The organism is Micromonospora sp. CA-248089, assembly GCF_050948515.1.
Classification (GTDB): domain Bacteria; phylum Actinomycetota; class Actinomycetes; order Mycobacteriales; family Micromonosporaceae; genus Micromonospora.
Genome location: NZ_CP192016.1, coordinates 5,830,566 through 5,852,881 on the forward strand (window position 1 = coordinate 5,830,566; position 22,316 = coordinate 5,852,881).

General features: G+C 72.3%; 18 protein-coding genes and 1 pseudogene. 5 read left to right on the top strand and 14 right to left on the bottom strand.

Annotated features, from left to right (window positions below; translation table 11 throughout):
• Nucleotides 1–127 precede the first annotated feature (127 nt).
• Nucleotides 128–946 carry a hypothetical protein gene (locus ACQP26_RS27315; RefSeq protein ID WP_433494338.1) on the top strand — a complete coding sequence of 273 codons (819 nt, stop codon included), beginning with the start codon at nucleotides 128–130 and terminating at the stop codon, nucleotides 944–946.
• Between the two features lie 57 nt (nucleotides 947–1,003).
• Here ACQP26_RS27315 and ACQP26_RS27320 read toward each other — a convergent pair whose 3' ends face one another.
• The 6 genes and pseudogenes from ACQP26_RS27320 to ACQP26_RS27345 all read right to left on the bottom strand — a co-directional run bounded on the left by ACQP26_RS27320 (nucleotide 1,004) and on the right by ACQP26_RS27345 (nucleotide 6,567).
• Complete coding sequence (locus tag ACQP26_RS27320) at nucleotides 1,004–1,759, bottom strand: SDR family NAD(P)-dependent oxidoreductase (RefSeq protein WP_433494339.1); 756 nt, start codon at nucleotides 1,757–1,759, stop codon at nucleotides 1,004–1,006.
• Between the two features lie 131 nt (nucleotides 1,760–1,890).
• Nucleotides 1,891–2,999: pseudogene (locus tag ACQP26_RS27325) on the bottom strand (branched-chain amino acid ABC transporter permease).
• Nucleotides 2,996–3,886, bottom strand: a complete 891-nt coding sequence (locus ACQP26_RS27330) for a branched-chain amino acid ABC transporter permease (RefSeq protein ID WP_433494340.1) — start codon at nucleotides 3,884–3,886, stop codon at nucleotides 2,996–2,998. Before ACQP26_RS27330 ends, ACQP26_RS27325 begins: the two are co-directional and overlap by 4 nt.
• The gene (locus ACQP26_RS27335; RefSeq protein ID WP_433494341.1) at nucleotides 3,883–4,617 is read right to left on the bottom strand and encodes an ABC transporter ATP-binding protein; all 735 of its coding nucleotides are present in this window, start codon (nucleotides 4,615–4,617) and stop codon (nucleotides 3,883–3,885) included. The genes ACQP26_RS27330 and ACQP26_RS27335 overlap by 4 nt, the downstream gene beginning before the upstream one ends.
• The gene (locus ACQP26_RS27340; RefSeq protein WP_269703935.1) at nucleotides 4,618–5,361 is read right to left on the bottom strand and encodes an ABC transporter ATP-binding protein; all 744 of its coding nucleotides are present in this window, start codon (nucleotides 5,359–5,361) and stop codon (nucleotides 4,618–4,620) included.
• 3 nt (nucleotides 5,362–5,364) lie between these two features.
• Nucleotides 5,365–6,567, bottom strand: a complete 1,203-nt coding sequence (locus ACQP26_RS27345) for a substrate-binding domain-containing protein (RefSeq protein WP_128136766.1) — start codon at nucleotides 6,565–6,567, stop codon at nucleotides 5,365–5,367.
• A gap of 276 nt (nucleotides 6,568–6,843) precedes the next feature.
• Here ACQP26_RS27345 and ACQP26_RS27350 point away from each other — a divergent pair, with 276 nt between their 5' ends.
• Entirely contained in the window at nucleotides 6,844–7,071 is a 228-nt protein-coding gene (locus ACQP26_RS27350; RefSeq protein WP_433494342.1) for a GntR family transcriptional regulator, read from the top strand.
• A 430-nt stretch (nucleotides 7,072–7,501) separates the two neighbouring features.
• On the opposite strand, the gene ACQP26_RS27355 is transcribed toward ACQP26_RS27350, so the two are convergent.
• Nucleotides 7,502–8,623, bottom strand: coding sequence for a glycerophosphodiester phosphodiesterase (locus ACQP26_RS27355; RefSeq protein ID WP_433494343.1), 1,122 nt, complete (start codon nucleotides 8,621–8,623; stop codon nucleotides 7,502–7,504).
• Between the two features lie 106 nt (nucleotides 8,624–8,729).
• Here ACQP26_RS27355 and ACQP26_RS27360 point away from each other — a divergent pair, with 106 nt between their 5' ends.
• Together ACQP26_RS27360 and ACQP26_RS27365 are read left to right on the top strand one after the other, a co-directional pair.
• Nucleotides 8,730–10,064 (top strand): TrkH family potassium uptake protein, encoded by a 1,335-nt coding sequence (locus ACQP26_RS27360; RefSeq protein WP_433494344.1) that lies wholly within the window; start codon nucleotides 8,730–8,732, stop codon nucleotides 10,062–10,064.
• Nucleotides 10,054–10,722, top strand: coding sequence for a potassium channel family protein (locus tag ACQP26_RS27365; RefSeq protein ID WP_433494345.1), 669 nt, complete (start codon nucleotides 10,054–10,056; stop codon nucleotides 10,720–10,722). The genes ACQP26_RS27360 and ACQP26_RS27365 overlap by 11 nt, the downstream gene beginning before the upstream one ends.
• Before the next feature lie 80 nt (nucleotides 10,723–10,802).
• Here the strand turns inward: ACQP26_RS27365 and ACQP26_RS27370 are convergent, their stop codons facing one another.
• From ACQP26_RS27370 to ACQP26_RS27400, 7 genes are all read right to left on the bottom strand, one after another.
• The gene (locus tag ACQP26_RS27370; RefSeq protein WP_269703926.1) at nucleotides 10,803–12,422 is read right to left on the bottom strand and encodes a serine/threonine-protein kinase; all 1,620 of its coding nucleotides are present in this window, start codon (nucleotides 12,420–12,422) and stop codon (nucleotides 10,803–10,805) included.
• A gap of 71 nt (nucleotides 12,423–12,493) precedes the next feature.
• On the bottom strand, nucleotides 12,494–14,026 hold the full coding sequence (locus ACQP26_RS27375; protein ID WP_281579958.1) for a fused MFS/spermidine synthase: 1,533 nt from the start codon (nucleotides 14,024–14,026) through the stop codon (nucleotides 12,494–12,496).
• Nucleotides 14,027–14,086: 60 nt separating this feature from the next.
• Complete coding sequence (locus tag ACQP26_RS27380) at nucleotides 14,087–15,124, bottom strand: coiled-coil domain-containing protein (RefSeq protein WP_269703924.1); 1,038 nt, start codon at nucleotides 15,122–15,124, stop codon at nucleotides 14,087–14,089.
• Nucleotides 15,125–15,308: 184 nt separating this feature from the next.
• Entirely contained in the window at nucleotides 15,309–16,118 is an 810-nt protein-coding gene (locus ACQP26_RS27385; RefSeq protein WP_269703922.1) for an inositol monophosphatase family protein, read from the bottom strand.
• Complete coding sequence (locus ACQP26_RS27390; protein WP_091426599.1) at nucleotides 16,111–16,563, bottom strand: response regulator; 453 nt, start codon at nucleotides 16,561–16,563, stop codon at nucleotides 16,111–16,113. The genes ACQP26_RS27385 and ACQP26_RS27390 overlap by 8 nt, the downstream gene beginning before the upstream one ends.
• Nucleotides 16,560–18,311 carry a sensor histidine kinase gene (locus ACQP26_RS27395; protein ID WP_433494346.1) on the bottom strand — a complete coding sequence of 584 codons (1,752 nt, stop codon included), beginning with the start codon at nucleotides 18,309–18,311 and terminating at the stop codon, nucleotides 16,560–16,562. The genes ACQP26_RS27390 and ACQP26_RS27395 overlap by 4 nt, the downstream gene beginning before the upstream one ends.
• Before the next feature lie 32 nt (nucleotides 18,312–18,343).
• Nucleotides 18,344–19,534 carry a PP2C family protein-serine/threonine phosphatase gene (locus ACQP26_RS27400; RefSeq protein ID WP_433494347.1) on the bottom strand — a complete coding sequence of 397 codons (1,191 nt, stop codon included), beginning with the start codon at nucleotides 19,532–19,534 and terminating at the stop codon, nucleotides 18,344–18,346.
• A 311-nt stretch (nucleotides 19,535–19,845) separates the two neighbouring features.
• Here ACQP26_RS27400 and ACQP26_RS27405 point away from each other — a divergent pair, with 311 nt between their 5' ends.
• Nucleotides 19,846–22,224 carry a M28 family peptidase gene (locus tag ACQP26_RS27405; RefSeq protein ID WP_433494348.1) on the top strand — a complete coding sequence of 793 codons (2,379 nt, stop codon included), beginning with the start codon at nucleotides 19,846–19,848 and terminating at the stop codon, nucleotides 22,222–22,224.
• The last annotated feature ends 92 nt before the right edge of the window (nucleotides 22,225–22,316 follow it).

Sequence of the window (22,316 nt, forward strand, 5' to 3'; positions counted from 1 at the left end):
CCGTGTCGCCTGCCGGCACCCACTGTGGCCGACGGCAGTCGGACGGCAGCATATCGGCAGCGATGCCGCCGTGACGTCTGACGATACTTACCCGGCAACAATCACCTGGGAAAGTGAGTCGAACACCATGACGCAGCGATTCGGTTCCGCCGGCAACCTCCGGCGGATCGCGGCTCTCGCGACGGCCGTGCTGGCCACCACCGTCCTGTCCGCGGGGTGCGGGACCGGGGACGCCTCCGAGGGCGCCGGACCGGCGCCGAGCCCGTCGGCCGACCCGAAGGCCGCGCTGCTGGCCGCCGTGCCGGACGAGAAGGACCCGGCCTTCCGGTTCTCCACCGTCGAGGGCACCGAGAAGTTCGACGGGCTGGTCGACCCGGCGGCGCGCGGCGTGGAGCTGACCGTGTCGGAGAAGGACCCCGAGTTCACCATGGGAATGACCTTCCGCGTGATCGAGGACGACATCTGGGTGCGCGTCAAGATCACCGGTATGCCCGGCCTGCAGGAGGCGATGAAGCTGCCGAAGCGCTGGATGCTCCTGGACCGCACGAAGCTCGACGACGCCTCGGAGGTGCCGGTCTACCAGAACGCCGACCCGGCCAACACGGCCGCTGTCATCCGGACCGCCGAGACGGTCGAGGATCGGGGCAACGGCACGTACGGCGGGTTCGCCGACCTGACCGCCAACGCCGACATCCGCGAGAACTTCAGCACAGTGGACGTGGCCGCGCTGGGTGAGGCGGCGAAGAAGGTGCCGTTCACGGCCGTGGTCGGGCCGGACGGGAACCTCACGTCGCTGACCCTTGACGTGCCGGCCGCCGGCAAGACGAAGGCGATGAAGCTGGTCGCCAAGTACTACGACTTCGGCAAGGCGCCGAAGCTCACCGCGCCGACGGGTTCGCAGGTGCAGAAGGCGCCGGCGTCGGCGTACGAGATGCTCAACGGCTGAGGACGACGTACGCGAAGGGGCGGTGGCCACACGGGGGGCCGCCGCCCCTTCCGCGTGTCAGCGGCCGAGCACGGAACCGCCGTTGACGCCGAGCACCTGCCCGGTGACGTATCCGGCGGACGGTCCGACCAGGTAGCGCACTGCCGCCGCGATGTCGTCCGGCACTCCGGCCCGGCCGACGAGCGTGGCGGCGACCCGCTTGGCGTGGCCCTCGGGCGTCATCCGGTCGCCGAAGAACTCGGTCTCGGCCACGTAGCCGGGGCTGACCACGTTGACGGTGATCCCGTCGGGTCCGAGCTGGGCGGCGAGGTCGTACGCCCAGCCGTGCAACGCGGCCTTCGCGGCCGAGTACGGCCCGGCGCCGCCGCGCTGCGCGGCAATCGAGCCGAGCAGGACCACCCGGCCGCCGGGACGGCGCAGGGCCGGCAGCAGCGCCTCGGTGAGCAGGACGGCGGTGAGCACGTTGGCGTCCAGGTTGGCCCGCCACCAGTCCGCCACCCCGCCGAGCGAGTCGGTCGCCCCGTGGAGGTAACCCCCGGCGTTGTTGACGACGGCGTCCACGGCACGGTCCCCGACCGCCTCCACCACCGCGCCGACCTGCCCCGGATCGGTCAGGTCGGCGGCGACGGCGGTGACCGCCCCGTCCCGCCCGCTCTCGTCAGAGATCCGCCGCGCGGCGGCGTCGAGCACGTCCCCCCGCCGCCCCACCACGAGAACGTCGAACCCGTCCTCGACGAGCCCGCGCGTCACCGCAGCCCCGATCCCGGTCCCACCCCCGCTGACCACAGCCAGCCGCTGCTCCCGCTCCCCCATGTCCGCTCCCCTTCCCGCATCCCCGCCCGGGCCCTGTCCCGCGCGATCATGAAGTTAGCGCCATCGGACACGGCGTGTCGCGGCGTTAACTTCATGATCGCCGGAGCAGAGGTGGGCGGGGCGGGAGCGGGTCAGCGGGGGCGGCGGAGGGCCGTCAGGACGGGGTCAGGCGGGTTCGCAGGCTGGCCAGGCCGCCGGGGAAGAAGTAGACGGCCAGGATGAACACCGTGCCCAGGACGAACAGGGGCTGGCTCAGCGGGTGGCTGAGGAACGCGGGCAGGCTGTTCACCGCCTCGCTGCTGCCGAACGCGGTGAGCCGGTGGTCCAGGTACATGTAGAGGACGCCGCCCAGCACCGGCCCCCACCGCGTACCGGGACCGCCGAGCACCACCATGACCAGCAGCGACAGCGTCAGCTCCGACGAGGTGATGTGCGGGCTGGCGCCGCCGACGATCAGCACGTAGACCACCCCACCGGCCGACGCGAGCCCGCCCGCGAGCGTGAACGCGACCAGCTTGAACCGGTACGGGTCGAGCCCGAGCACCCCGATCCGCCGCTCGTCGTCGCGCAGCCCGGCCAGCACCCGTCCGGTCGGCGAGGCGCTGACCCGGTGCACGACCAGGACCACTATGGCCAGGTACGCCAGCGCCAGCCAGTACAGGTTCACCGTGTTGGTGACGCCCACCAAGGCAGCCGGCAGCCCCGACACGTCCAGCGGCAGGCCCTCCTCGCCGCCGGTGAGGCCACCGAAGTCGCGGGCCACCAGGATCGCCCCGACCTGCGCGAACGCCAGCGTCACCATGGCGAACGCGATACCGACGGTGCGCAGCGCCACCGCGCCGAGCAGCGCGGCGAGCGTGGTTCCGCCGATCACCGTGAGCACGGCCGCCTGCCACAGCGGCAGCCCGGCCTTGGTGACCAGGATGTCGGTGCCGTACACCCCGGCGGCGAAGTAGAGGGCGTGGCCGAAGGAGAGCATCCCGGTCCGCCCGAACAGCAGGTCGTATCCGGCCGCGAGCCCGCCGAACACCAGGCAGATGGCGAGCAGTTGCAGCGTGCCCGGCGAGTTCAGCGGCCCCTCGAAGATCCCGGGCAGGTTCAGCGTCGAGTACGGCAGGATCGCCGCCACCACCAGGGCCACCAACGGCAGGTACGGACGCAGGCCGTGCCAGCGGGAACGCCCGGGGGTCAGTTCGTCGGGCACCTGCGCCGGAGGCGCGTCGACCACCGAGTTGGTCATGCGTGAGCCACCTTTCCGGCCAGGCCCTGCGGACGCAGCAGCAGCACCACGGCGAGCAGACCGACCACGCACAGGTCGCCCAGCCCGGACGTGCCGTAGTAGTTGACGAACTGTTGCAGCAGCCCCACCGCGACCGCCGCGTACGCGGACCCGACCACCGAGCCCATCCCGCCGATCACCACCACGATGAAGGCGAAGATCAGCAGCGACCCGCCCTGGCCCGGCGACACGGTGCCGAAGTAGACGCCGCCGAGCGCACCGGCCAGCGCGGCGGCGGCCCCGCCGATCGCGAAGACCAGCGTGAACGCCTTGCGCACGTCGATGCCGAGCGCCGTCACCATCTCCCGGTTCTCCACGCCGGCCCGGATGATCAGGCCGTACCGGGTCCAGCGCAGGAACGCCAGCAGCGCGCCGAGCACCACCGCGGCGGCGACGATCAGCAGCAGCCCGGCGTTCGGCACCTGCGCGCCGAGCACCGATGTGACGCCCCGGCTCCAGTCCGGACGCGGGAACGGTCGCGGGTCGGCGCCCCAGGTGGCCTGGAGCAGCGCCACCCCGGCGAGCGACAGGCCGACGGTGACGAGCACCTGCTCGATGGTGCGGGAGTAGAGCGGCCGGATCAGCACCAGCTCCACCAGCACCGCGACGAGCGAACCGGCCAGCACACCGATGACGACGGCGAGCACGAACCCGAACCCGTCCGGTCCGGCGCCGGGCAGGTTGCCCGAGGCCCACCAGGTCGCGTACGCGCCGACGCCGAGGAACAGGCCGTGCGCGAAGTTGAGCACGTCGGCGAGGCCGAACACGAGGGACAGGCCGGAGGCCACGAGGAAGTACAGCGCCGCCAGGCCGAGCCCGGTCAGCGTCAGCAGGACCACGGTGTTCACGCGTGCACCTCCCCGGAGCCAGAACCCACACCGAGCAACGACTTCGTCAGCGCCGTCTCCAGCAGCAGCTCCCGGGCGTCGCCGGTCCAGGCGACCTTGCCGGCGGAGAGCACCACCGCGTCGGTCGCCAGCCGCCGCACCACCGCCAGGTTCTGCTCGACCAGCAGCACCGGCACGGATTCCGCCACCCGTTCCAGCACCTCGGCCACCTCGGTCACCACCTTCGGCGCCAGCCCTTTCGTCGGCTCGTCGACCAGCAGCAGCCGGTTGTCGTTCAGCAGCACCCGGCCGATCGCGAGCATCTGCTGCTGCCCGCCGGACAGCGAACCGGCCCGTTGCCGTCCGCGCCGCTCCAGCTCCGGGAAAAGCGCGAAGACCTTGTCGTACGCGGGCGCGACGCCCCGCCGTTCGGCAAGCCGCAGGTTCTCCGCGACGGTGAGCCCGGCGAAGACGCAGCGGTCCTCCGGCACGTAGCCGAGGCCGTCGCGGACCAGCCGGTGGGTGGGGCGGGCGAGCAGGCTGCGGGCACCCATGCGTACGCTGCCGCGCACCTCGCCGCCGCGCGGCGTCAGCCCGACGATCGCGCGCAGCGTGGTGGTCTTGCCGACGCCGTTGCGCCCGAGCAGCACCGTCACGCCTGTGGGCGCGACCTCGAACGACACCCCCTGGAGGATGTGCAGTCCGGCGATCCGCACGGACAGGTCCGCCACGGACAGGACAGGTTCGGTCATTTAGAGCGCCTCCCCCAGGTACGCCTCCTGCACGGTGGCGTTCGCCATCACCGTGTCCGGGGTGTCGCACGCCAGCAGCGCGCCGTGGTGCATCACGGCGATCCGGTCGGCCAGCTCCAGGATCACGTCCATGTGGTGTTCCACCATGAGCACCGCCCGGCCGCTGTCGCCGGTCAACGACTTGATCACGCTGACCAGCTCGGGTACGTCCTCGGCGCTCACCCCGGCCATCGGCTCGTCCAGCAGCATCACCCGGGGCTCACCGGCGAGCAGCAGCGCGATCTCCAGCTTGCGCTTCTCGCCGTGGGCCAGGGTGCCGGCGAGCGCCGTACCCCTGTGGTGCAGGCCGACCCGGTCGAGCGCCGCGTCGGCGGCGGCGGCCACCTCCCGGTCGGCCGCCGCCCGCCGCCACAGCTTCATCGAGCCACCCCGGTGTGCCTGGACGGCGAGCCGGACGTTCTCCCGCACGCTCAGCGAGCCGAAGACCGAGGACGCCTGGAAGGTACGCCCCAGGCCGAGCCGGGCACGCCGGTACGGCGGAAGCGCGGTGATGTCCGCGCCGTCCAGCAGGACCGTGCCCTCGGTGGGCCGGCGCAGGCCGGTGATCAGGTTGAACAGGGAGGTCTTGCCGGCGCCGTTGGGCCCGATCACGCCGAGGAACTCCCCCGGCGCCAGATCGAGGTAGACGGAGTCGACGATGGCGACCTCACCGATCCGCCAGGTCAGACCGCGGGTGGCGAGCACGGGTCAGCCCTTCATCTGCGCGACCGGCGGCGCGCTCTCGTCACCGGTGAGCGACTTCTGCGCGGTCGCCGTGAAGGCGGTTCCGCTGCCGGAGAGCTTCGCCTGGTACATCGGCTGGAGCAGGGCGTGGTCCTCGGCGCGGATCTTCATGGTGCCCTTGACGCCCTCGAACTCCCAGCCCTCCAGCGCCTTGACCATCTTCTCCACGTCGTCGCCGCCCTCCTGCACGGCACGGACGACCATCTGCGCGGCGGCGAACCCGTCCGGGTGGAACAGGTCGAGCGTGCCGCCCGGCACCTTCGCCTTCGCGGCCTTGGCGGCCTCGGTGTCGCTGGCGCCGTCGAAGTAGTGCGACAGGAACGAGATCTTGCTGCCGGCCGCGCCGAACGTCGGCCACGAGGCGCGGATGTCCAGGCCGGTGACGACGGTGGTGGAGGCGAGGACGCCCTGCTGGTCGAGCGTCTGCCACATGGCGCCGGCGGTGGTGCCGGCCCAGGCGACGAAGAGCAGGTCCGGCTTGGCGGCCTTGATCTGGCTGGCGAACGGCGTGAACTCGGTGGCGCTGGCCGGGGCCCGTACGCTGCTCACGTTCGCACCGGCGCCGCCGATGACGGCCTTGACGGCGGCCTCGTTCGCGTCACCGAACGCGCCGTCCTGCGCGAACACCACGACCTTCTTGCCGCCCGCGTCGCCGATGAACGACCGGGCGGTCACCACGTCCTGCCACGACTGCCGGCCGGAGCGGAACGTGTACTTGTTCGCGCCGGTCACCGCGTCCGTGGCGGCCGGGCCGGAGATGAACAGCACCTTGTTCTGCGCGGCGATCGGCGCGACCTGGAGCGCCACCCCGGAGGAGGTGGACCCGGCGATGATCTTCGTACCCTTGCCGATCAGGTCCTTCGCGGCGGACACGGCCTTGGCCGGGTCGCCCGCGTCGTCGGCCTCGGTCACCTCGATCGTGCGGTCACCGACCTTGCCGGTGCCCTTCGTGGCGAAGTCGAGGCCCGCCTTGAAACCCTCGATGTACTGCTTGCCGTAGCTGGCGAGCGGCCCGGACTGGGAGTAGACCAGACCGACCTTGACCGGGGCGGCGTCGCCGCCGCCGGATGCGGTGTCCTGCGGGCTGCCACAGGCCGTGGCGGCCAGAGCGACCGCCACCGAGGTGGCGGCGGTAAGGAACACCCGTCGCGTGTGCCGGATCGTCATTGCGACTCCAGGTGAGGACAGGGGGAATGTCAGTTGTCGGCTCACGCTAGAAGTGACGTCACCCACGGGCTATGTGGTCGGCGCACACAAGTACCCGTGACGGGATGGCCGCACGTTACAACGGCGGACATCGACACGTAACCGCACCGACCCGGGATGGCCACACCCACCACGCGCACCTCGCCGGGAATGTCGCCCCACGCCATCGCGCGCCGTGTTGCAGTGCCCGTGTAGGCAGGACGGGATCGGATTCGCCGGACCAACCGGAGTCCCACCATGCCCACAGCAGAAGCACCGTTCCGCCGTATCGCCAACGACATCGCCGCGAAGATCAAGAGTGGCGAGTTGAAGCCCGGCGACAAGTTGCCCTCGACCCGTGAACTCGCCGAAGCCTATGGCGTCCACATGAACACGGCGTCCCGCGCTCTCTCACTACTGCACGATCGCGAGTTGATCACCGGCCAGCCCGGCCGAGGCACCTACGTAGCCGACCCTCCGGCCTGATCAACTCCACTACGCCGAAGTGGCGGCATCATCCCGCCCGGAATCAGCCACTTCCCCGAAGTGGTACCCGCCCCGCGCGACAAGCCCGCCCGCCACCGCCCACCACCGTCGATCTTGGAGTTGTGGCGCCTCGGATGCCCGGTTAGCCCGACTTATCAGGCGCCACAACTCCAAGATCGCAGAGGTTTCGGGGCGGCGCGGGCGGGAGCTCCCCGTTCGGCTTGTTGCTGCGTCGAGCGCCGTCCATCGGGCGAGACTGGCGTTCCGCGAGGTGGGATCGGTGGAGATCTTGGTAGGAAAGGGCCCCTATGAGGGCCGTTTGGTACCAAGATCTCTCGGAGCCGGGGAGCCGGGGGGCCCGGGACGGACCTGGGCAAGCGGACGGGGTGCCCGCCACTTGCGGCGGGCACCCCGTCACAGGGGAGCAGGGTCAGCGGCCGGCTCGGGCGGCCACCGCCGTATCGGGATGATCGCTGAACACGCCGTCCAGGCCCAGGTCGAAGAACAGCTCGTATTCCGACGTGATGTCACCACGCGCGTTCGGGTCGGTGCCGATCCGGAAGTCCACCGGCAGGAACTGGTTCTCGGCCCGGAACGTCCACGCGTGCACCACCAGCTTCCGCCGGTGCGCGTCCCGGATCACCGCTGTCGGCGCGAGCAGTCGTCCGGCCGGGTCCCGGGGCACGATCAGGTTCTTGTTCAGGCCGACGCCGTCGGCGTACCGGGAGATCCAGGCCAGTCCCGCGGGCGTCGCCAGGTCCGCGTAGGTCCGCTTGTCGCCGCCCGCGACGAAGTCGTAGGGCGCGCCGGACGCGTCCATGAGCTGCACCAGCCGTACGTCGATCATCGTGTCGAGCTTGCGCAGGTTGGCGGTCTCGAAGCTCTGGACGAACACCGGGTCGGCGCGGTGGGTGAGCCGGTTGCGGCGCAGCACCGCCACCAGCGGCTCCTCCAGTGGACGGCCGATCGACGCGAAGAAGGTCGGGTGCTTGGTCTCCGGGTAGACGCCGATGGTCCGGCCGCGGGCCTTCGACTCGGTCCGCGCCAGGTCGATGACCTCCTGGAACGTCGGGATCTCGAACCTGCCGTCGAACGCGGTGTTGGCGACCCGCACCTGCGGCAGCCGCTCCTTGGCCCGCAGCGTCTTCAGCTCGGCCAGCGTGAAGTCCTCGGTGAACCAGCCGGTGACTGTCACCCCGTCGATGGTCTTCGTCGCCTTGCGGGCGGCGAACTCGGGGTGGGCGGCCACGTCCGTCGTACCGGAGATCTCGTTCTCGTGCCGCGCGACCAGGACGCCGTCCCTGGTCGCGACCAGGTCCGGTTCGATGAAGTCGGCGCCCTGGCGGATGGCGAGCCGGTATGCCTCCAGGGTGTGCTCGGGGCGGTAGCCGCTCGCGCCGCGGTGGCCGATCACGATCGGCCGCTGGGCCGAGCGGGCCTGCTCGGCGGCGCGGTGGTCCGGGCCGGCCTGGGCGGCCACGGCCGGCACCACCACAGCGGCCGCCGCGAGCAGCGCGCCGGCCACGCCGAGGGCGGAAAGGGTACGTCGCAACGCCGTCTCCTGTCGTCGATGGGTACGCACAGCAGACCGGGTGTGGTTGACCGCCAGTTGGTCGGTTCCTGACCTGCCGGTGAATCTCCGGACGGAAGATGACGGGGTGCGCCGCCTGCTCCGGAAGCCCGTACGGCTGGTGCCGTTGGGGTTCCTGGCGGTGATCCTGGTCGGCACCGGCCTGCTCATGCTGCCCTGGGCGACGAGCGAGCAGCGGTACACCCCGTTCGTCACCGCGCTGTTCACCTCCACCTCGGCGGTGTCGGTGACCGGGATGGCGGTGACCGACACGCCGAACTACTGGAACGGCTTCGGGCTCGTGATGATCACCGTGCTGACGCAGCTCGGTGGTCTGGGCATCCTGACCGGGGCGTCGCTGGTGATCCTGGCGGTGTCCCGCCAGCTCGGTCTGCGTAACCGGCTGCTCGTGCAGGCGGAGACCGCCGAGTTCGGCCTCGGGGACGTACGCCGGCTGCTGCTGCGCATCGCGGCGACCGTCTTCGTCACCGAGGCGCTGATGACGGCGGTGATCGCCGCGCGCCTGTTCCTGGCGTACGACTACCGGCCGGGCCGGGCGCTCTGGTCGGCGGTGTTCCACTCGGTGCAGGCGTTCAACAACGGCGGGTTCGCGCTCTACTCGGACGGCCTGATCGCGTTCTCCCGGGACGGCTGGGTGGCGCTGCCGCTCAGCGTCGGCGCGATCATCGGCGGGCTGGGTTTCCCGGCGCTGTTCGAGGCGGTACGCGAGTGGCGCCAGCCGGCGCGCTGGGCGGTCGCCACGAAGCTGACCGTCTGGGGCAGCGTGGTGCTGACCGTCTTCGGCGTCGCGTACCTGCTGCTGGCCGAGTGGGGCAACCCGTTCACGATCGGCACCTTCGACGTGCCGGGCAAGTTGCTGGCGTCGTTCACCCAGATCGCGTTGAGCCGTACCGGCGGCTTCGACGTCGTCAACGTCGGGCGGCTCACCGACGAGAGCTACCCCATGCTGATCGGCCTGATGTTCATCGGTGGCGGCAGCGCCAGCACCGCGGGCGGCATCAAGGTCTCCACGTTCTTCCTGCTCGGCTACGCCATCTGGGCCGAGCTGCGGGGCGAGCCGGACACCACAGTCGGGCACCGCCGGGTGGCGACGGCGAGCCAGCGGCAGGCACTGACGGTGGCGCTGCTGAGCGTGGCGCTCGTGGCCGGCGGGACGGTCGGCCTGATCGCGCTGACCTCGCACATATCGTTCTCGGCCGCGTTGTTCGAGGTCACCTCCGCGTTCAGCACCACCGGCCTGACCGTCGGCGTGTCCGGGCAGCTCTCGCCACCGGGCCAGTACGTGCTGACCGCGCTCATGTACATCGGACGGATCGGGCCGCTCACCCTCGGCTCGGCCATCGCGTTGAACACCCGTCGACGGCTGTACCGCTACCCGGAGGAGCAACCCATTGTCGGCTAGACATCCGGAGGAGACCGGCATCGCAGTGATCGGCCTGGGCCGGTTCGGCTCGCGCCTGGCGGACTCCCTGTCCCGCCTCGGCTACGAGGTGCTGGCGATCGACCGCGACGCGGGGCGGGTCCAGCACTGGTCGGCCGACCTGGACCGGGTGGTGCAGGCGGACACCACCGAGGAGGCGGTGCTGCGCCAGCTCGGGCTGGCGGACTTCCGCCGGGTCGTGGTGGCCATCGGCGCGTCGCTGGAGGCGAGCGTGCTCACCGTACTGGCGCTGGCCGAGCTGGGAATCGAGCAGATCTGGGCGCGGGCCACCTCGGAGAAGCACGCGAAGATCCTGCACTCGGTGGGCGCGCACCACGTGGTCTTCCCCGAGCAGGAGACCGGCGAGCGGGTGGCGCACCTGATCGTCAGCCGGATGCTCGACTTCATCGAGTTCGACGACGACTTCGCCATCGCCAAGATCAAGGTGCCCGCGCCGCTGGTCGGGCGGTCGCTGCGCGACATCGCCCCGCAGGACCGGTACGGCGTGATGGTGGTCGGCGAGAAGCAGGCCGGGGAACCGTTCCGGTACGTCGGGCCGGACACGGTCCTGGAGGCGGACACCGTGCTGATCGTGGAGGGTGGCATCTCCCAGGTGCAGCGCTTCTCCGCGCTGACCTGACCGGGGCCGCACACCTGGCCGTCAGCCCTTCTTGGGACCAGGACCCTTGCCCTTGCCGTGCTCACCCCCCTTCGGCCGGTCTACTTTGCTTTTCCCTTCGGGCCCTCCTTGCCCTTGGGCTTCGGCGCGGCCTTGGGCTTCGGTTTCGCCGGGGCCGGCTTGGCCTTCGCCGGCCCGCTCTTGGCGGTGGCCTTGGTGGCCGGCTTGACCGGCGTCTTCACCGGCGGCGCGGTGGTCGGCGCCGAGCCGGCGATGCCGGAGACCTGCACGCCGCAGGTGCTGCCGCCGACGGTGAACTCCACCGGCAGCGTGTTGCTCCCGGTGTAGCGGCCGGCCAGTGTCAGCTTCGTCGACGCGCCGGGCGCCAGCGCCGGGTCCGTCGCCGGTGCGGCGATCGAGACGGTACGCCCCGCCTGACGCGCGGTGGGCTGGGACGTGGTGACGGTCTGCTTGCCGGGGAACGTGAAGTTCATGGTCCAGCCGCGCAGTTCCCGGTCGCTGGTGTTGGTGAGCGTCAGCTCGGCGGAGAAGTCCTTGCCGGTGTCGCGGCGCAGCGAATAGTCGACGGCACAGGGGATCGGCTCGGGCAGGCTCATCCGCGCCTCGGTCGGTTCCACCCCGCCACTGGCCGGGCTCCGCGAGGTCAGCCCCCAGAGCGTGGCGGTGACCGCGACCAGGCCCACGGCGGCCACCCCGGCCTCGACCTTGCGCCGCCGCGCCACCGCCCGCCTCGTGCGGGTACGCACCGCCGAGAACGGCAGCGCGTCGGTCTCCGCCGACCACGGCAGGATGGTGGTGCCCGCGTTCTCGGCGAGCGCCGGGTCCATCCGGCCGAACGCCGGTGACACCGGCACGATCGCCGCGATACCCGCTGCTTCGGCGAGCGTACGGGCCACCTCGGCGGTGGCCGGGCGGTCCTCGGGACGCTTGGACATGCACCGCTGCACCAGCGCGGCGACCGGCTCGGGCAGGCCCGGCACGGCAGGCATCGGGTCCGGGTCGCGGTACATGTGCGCGCGCAGCATCTCGGTGGTGGTGCTGGCCTGCCACGGCAGGCGGCCGGTGAGCATCCGGTAGAGCAGCAGCCCGACCGCGTACACGTCGGTGGCGGGCGAGACGTGCCCGTTGTCCAGCCGCTCCGGCGCGAGGTAGGCCGGCGTGCCGAGCAGCGCGCCGTCCGGCCCCTTGTCACTCTCCCCCACCAGCGCCGAGATGCCGAAGTCGACGACCTTCACCCCGGTCGGGGTCAGCATGACGTTGCCCGGTGTCACGTCCCGGTGCACCACGCCCCGGGCGTGCGCGGCGGCGAGCGCCGAGGCGACCTCCGCGCCGATGGTCATGGCCTCCCGCCAGGGAAGCTGCCCGTCGCGGCCGAGCCGCCCGCTGAGCGGACCGCCGTCGACGAGTTCCATGACCACGTACGGGACGGTCAGGCCGACCTGCACGGACTCGCCGTAGTCGTACACGTTGGTGATGTTGGGGTGGCACAGCCGCGCGGCGGCCTGCGCCTCCACCCGGATCCGGTGCCGGAACGCCTTGTCGCTGGCCAGCCGCGAGGCCAGCACCTTGACCGCGACCTGGCGGCCCAGCACCTCGTCGTAGCCGCGCCAGACGACCGACATGCCGCCCGCACCCAACTGCTCGACGAGCCGATATCGCTCGCCGAGCAGTTGCACGCCGTTCCTGACCGGTCCACCCATGGTCGGTCCTGTTGCCCGAAGTCGACCCCGGTACACCTCAGCTGTCGGAATCGGTCAGAAAAGTCACCCGTTCAGGCGGTCGCGAGCAGTTGGTCCACCGGCGCGTAGTCGTCGGTGAGCACCATCGCGTCACCGACCCATTCGGTCACCCGCGCCTCGTCCATCAGCTCGGCCCGCTCGGGCAGCAGCTTCAGCCCGGGCGGGATCGCGGCGAGCGGCAGCGGCGCGTCCGAGGCGACGATGACGAAGTTGGCGCCCTGCTCCCCGTCGATCGCGCCGGGCGGGGCGATCAGCGCGACGTGCGCGAACTCGGCCTTCACGGTGGCCAGCTCGGCCCGGATGAACCGGCCCGGCGGGTAGTCGATGACGTTCTGCACGTAGATCCCGTCCGGGCGCAGCACCCGGCGGATGTCGGCGGCCATCTCCCGGGTGGCCAGGTGCCACGGCACCACCAGGTGGCCGAACGCGTCGCCGACGATGAAGTCGCGGCTGTCGGTCGGCTCGTCACGCAGCAGCACCCGCGCGTCGCCCACCTCGGCGCGCATCTTCGGGCCGGTGCGCAGGCCCAGCTCCCGCCGGTCCAGCTCGACCAGCCCGCCGTCCAGCTCGAACACCAGGTTGTCGGTGCCGGGCCGGGTCGCGGCCAGGTAGTTCGGCACGGTGAAGCCACCGCCACCCAGGTGCAGCGCGTCCATCGGCTGCTTCGCCGGCCGCGCCACGTCCGCGACCAGGCCGATCCACTGCGTGTACGCGTACTTGAGGTGGTTGGGCTCGTCCAGGTCGACGTACGAGTGCTCGGCCGAGTTGAGGTACAGCGTGCGGCCCTGCGGCCACGACGGGTCCACCTCGACCCGGGCGCAGTGGTACGCGGTCTCCACGTCGCACGGGTTCGGCGCGGCGGCGGTGAGCCCGGCCGCGGCGAGACCGAGCAACGCCAGCGCGGCCTTGACCCGGCCCGGCGTGGACGGCCCACCGGCATCCGCCTGCCGACGTAGCCAGACGCCGAGCGCCAGCCCGCTCACCCCCAGCGCGGCGGCCAGCCCCAGCACGATGACGGAGCTGCGCAGCGCTGCCACCAGGATGAAGCCGGTGCCGAGCGTGGCGGTGATGCCGCCGAGTGTGCCGATGCTGGACAGCTTGCCCACCACCTGGCCGGTGCGGCGCAGGTCGGCGAGTTGGAGCTTCACCACGAGCGGGGTGATGGCGGACAGCAGCGCCGCCGGCACCACCACGGTCAGCGCGGTCAGCAGGAGCACCGCGCTCGCCGCGCCGCCGCGCAGCGCCTCACCGGCGTACCTGACGATCGGCAGCGTGACCGCGGTGGCGATGCCGGCCAGCACCAGCGCCGGGGCGAGAAGGGTACGCGGGTCACGCCGGTCGGCGAGCCACCCGCCGAACCACGCCCCGTAGGCGATCGCGGCCAGCGCCATGCCGATGACCGAGCTGGTCACCTGGAGCGTCACCCCGACGTACGGGCCGACCAGGCGCAACGAGACGGTCTCCAGCACCAGCACCGCACCGCTGGAGAAGAAGACGAGGAACGCGGCGAGCCCGTTGGGGAGGGCCCGCGGCGGAACCGGGGCGTCGGCCGCCGGTTCCGCCATGACGTCGGACGATGTGCTGCTCACCGTGGCGATGGTACGCAGCGCCGCCGGCGGGCCGCGTCAATACATCGAGATGTGAACATGGTTTGTGTGGTCCGCCGCCGGGCTGCCACCACCGCTGTACGCGCGCCAACCGGTGTTCGGCATCCAGATCTGCCGATACCAGATGACGTACATGATGCCGAGCCGGTTCGCGTTGTTCTTCGCCCAGGCGGCGAGGCTGTCGCCGTACGCCTTGTCGCCGCCGGTGGCGGTCTTGTCCTCGAACCCACCGCTGGCGGCGGAGAAGTCGCAGGCCCGACCCTTGGGGTGCTCGCCGCCGCCACCGCTGCGGTGGCACGAGGCGTACCGCTTGTAACCGGCCGCCTTGGCCTGCTGGAGCATGTGCAGCGTGCGCGGCGTGATGCAGCCGGAGGCGGGCGTCGGGTCGTCCACCGAGCAGGACTCCGACGGCCACGAGCCGTCCGAGTTGCGCGGCGCGGGCCGCGCCGACGAGGAGGTGCCGTTGAAGCCGGACCCGGCGCCCGAGCTGACCTTCGCCAGCGCCACCTCGGCGTCCTTCTTCTTGCGGGCCTGCACCGCGACCTGCTTGGCCTGCTCCCGCACCTCGGCGTCGATGGCGAGCTTCGCCTCGGCCGCCTGCGCCTTCGCGTCGGCCAGTTCCCGCAGCCGCTTGCTGTCCCGCTGGGCCATCACGTCCAGCTCGGCGGCGCGCTTGAGGAAGTCGTTCGGGTCGGCGCTCGCGAGCAGCATCGACGTCGCGGTCAGCCGGCCCATCCGGTACGACTGCGCGGCGACCTCACCGGCCTGCGCGCTGAGCCCGACGAGGCGTACCTCGATCTCGGTGAGCTGGGCGGCGAGCGCCTTCTGCCGGCGCTTGGAGTTCTCCAGCTTGTTCTGGGCCTCGATGTGGCCCTTCGCCGCCGCCTCGAGCGCCGCCCGCAGCTGCTTGCTGCCGCCCTCGTTCGGGGCGTTCGGGCTGGGTACGGCGGCGGCCGGCCCGGCGGCCACGCCGGAGCCGAGCAGCACGGCCACCGCGGCGAGCGCGGCGAGCAGCGACCGCCGGACGCGCCGGCCGGTAGGGCTGGTCCTGGGCACGTGTTGGTCCTTCCGTCGACCGCCGGCCCCCGTACACCGAGCGGCGTCTCCGCCGGCGCCGGACGGCGGCCTGCTGGCGGAGACCGCCGGTCACGATACCGGACCACGCGCGACACGCCAGGCCGGCGACGGCGTACGGCGTCCGACGTCGACGCAGCGTGCCGTGCTCGTCGCGCAGCGCCGCTCAACCGCCCAGCAGGGCGGTGCTCACCTCGTCCCAGATCTCCGGGCTGGCGGCCACGAGCAGTCCCTTGCCGTCGTCGGCCGGGTGGTAGTCGGCGCCGTCGAACCGGCGGGCCACGCCACCGGCCTCGCGCACCAGCAGCGTGCCGGGCGTGTGGTCCCACGGCAGGGTGCGCCAGAACAGCACGAACTGCTGCGCGCCGGTGAGGATGTCCAGGTACTCCCGGCCGGCGCAGTGCTGGCCGGGCAGCAGCTCACCGATGCGGCGGCCGCCCTCCTCGACCCGGCGGCGGAAGTCCGGGGGCAGGAACTTCGTCGCCGCGGTCCCCCGCAGCGCGCCCACCCGCGGCTCGGCCCGCGGCGCGCCCAGCGACGCCCCGTCCAGCCGGGCACCCGCGCCGAGCCGGCCCGCCGCCATCGTGCCGTCGAGCGGGTCGTACACCCAGGAGGCCACCGGTACGCCGTCGGTGAGCAGCGCCGCCATCAGCGCGAACGGCCGGCGGCCGGCGGCGAAGTTGGAGGTGCCGTCGACCGGGTCGACGAGCCAGACGTCGCCGCTGCCGCGCAGGTGCCGCAGCAGGTCCGGGTCCTCGGCGACGGCCTCCTCGCCGACCACCACCGAGCCGGGACGCAACTGCCGCAGGCCCTCGGAGATCAGCACCTCGGCCTCGCGGTCGGCGACGGTGACCACCTCGCCGGGAGCCTTCTCGGAGATGTCGGACGCGTCGAGCCGGCGGAACAACGGCACGACGACCTTGGCCGCTGCCTCCTTCAGCAGCGCGCCGACGTCGTCCAGCAGCGGGTCAGCCACGCGGCGGCAGCTTGACCACGCTGACGAAGAACTCGTCGATCTGGCGGACCACGGAGATGAAGCGCTCGAAGTCCACCGGCTTGGTCACGTAGGCGTTGGCGTGCAACTGGTAGCTGCGCAGGATGTCCTCGTCGGCCTGCGAGGTGGTGAGCACCACGACCGGGATGCGGCGCAGTTCCTCGTCCTTCTTGATCTCCTCAAGCACCTCCCGGCCGTCCCGCCGGGGCAGGTTCAGGTCGAGCAGGACCAGGTCGGGCGTCACCGCGTCCGCGTACTGGCCCTCGCGGCGCAGGTAGGCGAGCGCCTCGGCGCCGTCGGAGACGACGGTGAGGCGGTTGCGGAGCTTGTGCTCCTCGAACGCCTCCTGGGTCATCAGCACGTCGCCGGGGTCGTCCTCGACGAGCAGGACCTCGATCGGGCTCTTGCCGTCCGCGGGCGCGGTCATCCCACCGTCTCCTTCATGCCACCGTTTGTACCGTGTCGGTCCGCCTCCGCGGGCGGCTCTTCGCGTGCCTCGCCGTCCGGCTGCCGCCCGACGCCCGCCGGGTCGCCCTCGGCACTTTCGGCGGCCGGCGCCTCGGCCGGCTCCGCGTCGTCCGCCGCGTCCCCGTCCTTCGCCGCCTCCGCCGCCCGGGCGGCCTCGATGTCGGCCTCCAGCGCGGGGAGCGTGAACCGGATCGTGGTGCCCTCGTCGGCGTCCGTGTCCACCCAGACCCGGCCGCCGTGATACTCCACGATCTTCTTGACGATGGCCAGCCCGATGCCGGTGCCCGGGTACGCGTCCTTCGAGTGCAGCCGCTGGAAGATCACGAAGATCTTGTCGGCGAACTCCGGCTCGATCCCGATGCCGTTGTCCCGGCAGCTGATCTCCCACTCGTCGCCGACCAGCCGCGCCGACACGTGCACCTTCGGCGGCACGTCCGCCCGGCGGAACTTCACCGAGTTGCTGACCAGGTTGACCAGCAGGTTGGTCAGCAGCGGCTCCTCGCCGCGGATGGTCGGCATCTCGCCCCAGGTCAGGTCCGCGTCGGCGTACTGCAACGCCGCCTCGGTCTGCCCCGCGACGTCGCCCATCACCTTGTTCAGGTCGACCTCGGTGAAACCGGTGGTCAACCGGCCGATCCGGGAGAACGCCAGCAGGTCGTTGATCAGCCGCTGCATGCGCTGCGCGCCGTCCACCGCGAACGCGATGTACTGGTCGGCCCGCTCGTCGAGCTGCCCGGCGTAGCGCCGCTGCAGGAGCTGGCAGAAGCTCGCCACCTTGCGCAGCGGCTCCTGGAGGTCGTGCGAGGCGACGTACGCGAACTGCTCCAGGTCACGGTTGGAGCGGGTCAGCTCCTCGGCCTGCTTCTGGAGCTGGCTGTTGACCCACTCGATGCGCTCGCGCGCCTCGCGTACCTCGTCCAGCTCGCGGGCGATCTTCATCCGCATCTGGTCGATGTCCTCGGCGAGCCGGCGGAACTCCGGCGGACCGGACCCCTCGATGTGGTGCCGGTAGTCGCCGTCGGCCACCTCGCGCACCTGGCTGACCAGGGCCGCCAGCGGGCGGATCAGGATCCGGTCCAGCGAGAGCAGCATCACCACACCGGCAGTCGTCACCACCAGCGCGGCGATGACCAGCAGCACGACCAGCGCGTTGCTGGTCGAGTTGACCCGGTCGGCGGTCTCCTGCCGGACGGTGAGGATCTCGTCCTGAAGGGTGTTCACCGACGTCCGGATGCCGTCGAACTGCTGGCGGGTCGCGTCGGTGATCAGCGCCTGGCCGGCCGCCGCGCCGTCCCGCTCGACAGTGGTGATCACCGGCTCGGCCACCTGGGTCCGCCACTGCGCGGTCTGCTGCTCCACCGCGTCCAGCGACCGGCGCACGTCCGGGTAGTCGGCCGACAGGTCCCGGATCGAGGCGGCCAGCGTCTGCTCGCGCTTCACGCCCTCCTGGTACGGCTCCAGGTCGCGGCGGTCACCGTTCACCGCGTACCCGCGAACCGAGGTCTCCTGGTCGAGCAGCACGCTCATCAGTTCCTGCGCCTGGACGCGCAGCGGGCCGGTCTTGAGCAGCACCGCGTCGATGTTCTCGCGGTTCTTCGCGGCGACCGCCGCCTCAGCGGCGGCCAGCCCGAGCAGCAGCACCACCACCACGCCGAGGAGCGCGACCACCCGCCGCCGCAGGGTCCACCCCTGCTGGTACGCCTTCACAGGTTCCTCCCCGTAGCCTTTCGCGCTCACGCTCACCGACCGCTACCGCGGGTCACCAGCAACATCGCCACGTCGTCGGCGAGCGGGCCGCCGTTTATCTGCTCGGCCCGCCCGACCAGCCAGGCGGGCAGCTCGGCCAGCGGCACCGCCCGGTTCGCCGGGTCGTCGAGCAGCCCGGTCAGGCCCGGCACGTCGAGGCGTTCGTCACCGCCGTCCACCCGGCCCTCGATCAGGCCGTCGGTGTACATCAGCAGGGACCAGTCGTCGGTGTCGAACTCCAGGTCGAAGGCGACCGGGCGGCGTGGGCGTACGCCCAGCAGCAGCCCGCCCTTGGCCGGCACCGGCGCGACCTTCCCGCCGCTGAGCAGCAGCGGCGGCGGGTGACCGGCGAGCCGGACGGTGGCCCGTGCCGACGCCAGGTCGAGCCGGGTGGTGGCCACCGTCGCGAAGATCTCCTGGAGGCGGCGCTCGCTCATCAGCACCTGCTCCAGCGCGGGCAGCACCTCGTCGTCCGGCACCCCGGCCAGCACCAGGGCCCGCCACGCGACGCGCAGTTCCACGCCGAGCGCCGCCTCGTCCACGCCGTGCCCGCAGACGTCGCCGACGATGAAATCGATCCGGTCCGGCCGGGTCTGCACCACGTCGTAGAAGTCGCCGCCGATCAGCGCGGCGTGCCGGCCGGGCCGGTAGAACGTGTGCACCGACACCTCGTCGGTGGTCATCAGCGGCTGCGGCAGCAGGCCGCGCTCCAGGCGGGCGGACTCGGCCTGGCGCAGCTCCACCTCACGCAGCCGGCGGGCGTTCTCGTCGGCCCGCTTGCGCTCGACGGCGTACCGCAGCGCCCGGGTCAGCAGGACACCGTCGACCTGGCCCTTGACCAGGTAGTCCTGCGCTCCCTCGGCGACCGCGACGATGCCCAGGTGCTCGTCCGAGCGGCCGGTCAGTACGCAGACCGCCGCACCGCTGGCCATCTCCAGCACCCGGCGCAGCCCGTCCAGGCCCTGCGCGTCGGGCAGGCCCAGGTCGAGCAGGACGCAGTCGACGCCCATCACCCGCTGCCGGGCCTCGCTGAGGCTGGTGGCCACCAGCAGGTCGATCATCGAGTTGGTCTCGGCGAGCAGCTCGCCGACCAGGAAGGCGTCGCCTTCGTCGTCCTCGACCAGCAGCACCCGCAGCCGCTCGCCCGGCGGTACGCCGTGCAGGCCGGCCCCGGCCGACGGCACGTGGACGGCACCCGACGCGCCGGAACCCCGCTGCGGTCGGGTAACCGCCGCGAGACGCGGGAGTTCGCTGGTGATGTCGGGCTCCTTCCGAATGCCCTGCTGATCCTGACTCAGACAACAGTCGCACACAACGCGACCGACACCGGCGCGGCGGAGCGTGTGACCGATCCACTTCCACAGCGGCGCGGTCGACAGACGATGTTACGCCGGGAGCGCTGTCACGCCCGCAGCGCACCGACCGAGGACTGCCGCCGCAGCCCTCGGGGGTGCAGGATGATCCCCACCCCGTAGATCCACCCCGAGGAGTCCCCGTGGGCGCACCCCCCACCCGCCCCGCCGACCGCGCGTTCACCCGGCCCCGCCGGCGGCCGATCGCCGCCGTCGCCGCGCTCGTCGCGCTGCTCGCCGTCGGGGCGGGCGTCCTGGCCGGCCTCTCCACCCCGGCGCCGGCCCCGGCGGACGCGCCCGAGGGCGAGTTCAGCGCCGCCCGGGCCTTCCGGAATGTCGAGGTGATCGCGGCCGAGCCGCACGTGGCGGGCAGCGCCGCCAACGACCGGGTACGCGAGCATCTGGTGACGACGCTGCGCGGGCTGGGCCTGCAGACCGAGGTGCAGGACGCGGTGGCGCCCGAGGCCGGGCAGCTGTCCGGCGCGGCGGGCGGGGCCACGCTGGCCCGGGTCCGCAACGTGGTGGCCCGCCTGCCCGGCACCGACCCGACCGGGAAGGTGTTCCTGGTCTCGCACTACGACTCGGTGCAGACCGGGCCGGGTGGCAACGACGACGCCGCCGGCACCGCCACGATCCTGGAGGTCGCGCGGGCGCTCACCACCGGCCCGCGCCCCCGCAACGACATCGTCTTCGTGCTCACCGACGCGGAGGAGGCGTGCCTGTGCGGGGCCGCCGGGTTCGCCGGCGACCATCCGCTCGCCCGCGACGGCGGCGTCGTGCTCAACCTGGAGGCGCGTGGCTCCACCGGCCCGGTGATCATGTTCGAGACGTCCCGGAACAACGCGAAGCTGGTGGAGATCTTCGGCAGGGCCGCGCCGCACCCGGTGGGCACGTCGTTCGCGGTGGAGATCTACCGGGCGCTGCCGAACGACACCGACTTCACCGCGTTCCTGGACCGGAAGTTCGTCGGGCTGAACTCCGCCTACATCGACGGCGGCGCGATCTATCACACCCCGCTGGACGTGCCGGCCCGGGTCGACCGGGGCAGCCTCCAGATGCACGGCGACAACGCGCTCGGCCTGGCCCGTGAGTTCGGCCGTACCGACCTGGGCGACCTGCGCGCCGGCCACGACGACACCTACTTCCCGGTGCTCGGCGGGCTGGTGCGCTACCCCGGCTGGCTGACGCTGCCGCTCGCGGTGGTCGCGCTGCTCGCCGTCGGCGCGCTCGGCTGGCTCCTGCGCCGCCGGGGGCGGGCCACCGCCGGCACGCTCGCCGCCGGCTTCGGCCTGACCCTGCTGCCGGTCGTCGTGGCCCCGCTGGGCGCGTGGCTGCTCTGGGCCGCGATCACCACGATCCGACCCGGGTACGCCGAGCTGCTCGACCCGTACCGCCCGGGCTGGTACCGGCTCGCCGTCGTGGCACTCTCCGCCGCCGTGCTGTTCTGCTGGTACGCGCTGCTGCGCCGCCGGGTCGGCCCGGCCGCGCTGGCGTTCGGCGGGCTGGCCTGGCTCGCCGTGTTCGGTGTGCTGCTCGCCGTGGCGGTACCCGGTGGGGCGTACCTGACGACACTGCCGGCGCTGGCCGGCGCGCTCGCCGGTTTCGTGGCGCTCGCCACCCGGCGCGACGGACCGTGGCCGGTGGTCGCGGTGACGCTCGCCGCCGCGGTCGCAGTCGTGATCCTGCTGCCTCCGGTGGTGCTGCTGTTCCCCGCGTTGGGCATGGGCATGGGCGCGGTAGCCGCGCTCGTCGCGGTGCTGCTCGGCCTCGCCGTACTCCCGGTGGTGGACCTGCTGCACCCCCGGGCCGGCGGCCAGCGCGGCCTGCTCGCGCTGCGCGCACGCCGGCTCGGCGCGCTGCCCGCCGCGGCCGCCGCGCTGGCGGCGGTGGTGCTCGCCGGGGTCGGCCTCGCCGTGGACCGCTTCGACGCCGCACATCCCGTGCCGACGCACCTGATGTACGCGCTGGATGCGGGCACCGGCAAGGCGGCCTGGCTCACCCGGGAGGAGAAGCCGCAGCCGTGGACCGACGGCTACGTCGACGGCACGGTCTCGATCGCCGACGACTTCCCCGGGCTGGGCGCCACCGAGCTGCGCGGCGGCTCGGCCACCGCGGCGCCCCTGCCCGCCCCGAAGGTGGAGCTGCTCTCCGACACCCGCACCGGTGACCAGCGCGTGCTGCGGGTCCGGGTGGTGCCGCAGCGGCAGGTACGCCTGCTCACGCTGCACGTCGACACCAGCACCGCCACCGTGCGGTCCGCATCGGTGGCCGGACGGGACGTGCCGGTCGAGCCGGCCGACGGCAAGTGGGGGTTCGGGGTCGTGTTCCACGCCCCGCCGCCGGAGGGTGTCGAGGTCACGCTGACGCTCGTGCCCCGGGGCGGTGCCGTTTCGGTGCGGGCGATGGACGCCAGTGACGGGCTGTCCTCCGTGCCCGGGTTCCGGCCCCGGCCGGAGGGTGTGGGCGTGGTCGGGTCGCACAGCTCGGAGATGCTGGCGGTGGCGCGCACGTACCCGCTCTGACCGCCGCTTGATCGACACTGCCGCTTGATCGACACCACCTCGCCGAAGTGGCGGTATCCCCACGCCGGGATGCCGCCGCTTCGGCGTACTGG

What these genes read in the sequence shown, in the direction of transcription:
- ACQP26_RS27320 (WP_433494339.1), bottom strand. Translation starts at nt 1,759, where the DNA reads ATGGGGGAGCGGGAGCAGCGGCTGGCTGTGGTCAGCGGGGGTGGGACC.
- ACQP26_RS27335 (WP_433494341.1), bottom strand. Translation starts at nt 4,617, where the DNA reads ATGACCGAACCTGTCCTGTCCGTGGCGGACCTGTCCGTGCGGATCGCC.
- ACQP26_RS27375 (WP_281579958.1), bottom strand. Translation starts at nt 14,026, where the DNA reads ATGGCGGAACCGGCGGCCGACGCCCCGGTTCCGCCGCGGGCCCTCCCC.
- ACQP26_RS27345 (WP_128136766.1), bottom strand. Translation starts at nt 6,567, where the DNA reads ATGACGATCCGGCACACGCGACGGGTGTTCCTTACCGCCGCCACCTCG.
- ACQP26_RS27370 (WP_269703926.1), bottom strand. Translation starts at nt 12,422, where the DNA reads ATGGGTGGACCGGTCAGGAACGGCGTGCAACTGCTCGGCGAGCGATAT.
- ACQP26_RS27350 (WP_433494342.1), top strand. Translation starts at nt 6,844, where the DNA reads ATGCCCACAGCAGAAGCACCGTTCCGCCGTATCGCCAACGACATCGCC.
- ACQP26_RS27390 (WP_091426599.1), bottom strand. Translation starts at nt 16,563, where the DNA reads ATGACCGCGCCCGCGGACGGCAAGAGCCCGATCGAGGTCCTGCTCGTC.
- ACQP26_RS27315 (WP_433494338.1), top strand. Translation starts at nt 128, where the DNA reads ATGACGCAGCGATTCGGTTCCGCCGGCAACCTCCGGCGGATCGCGGCT.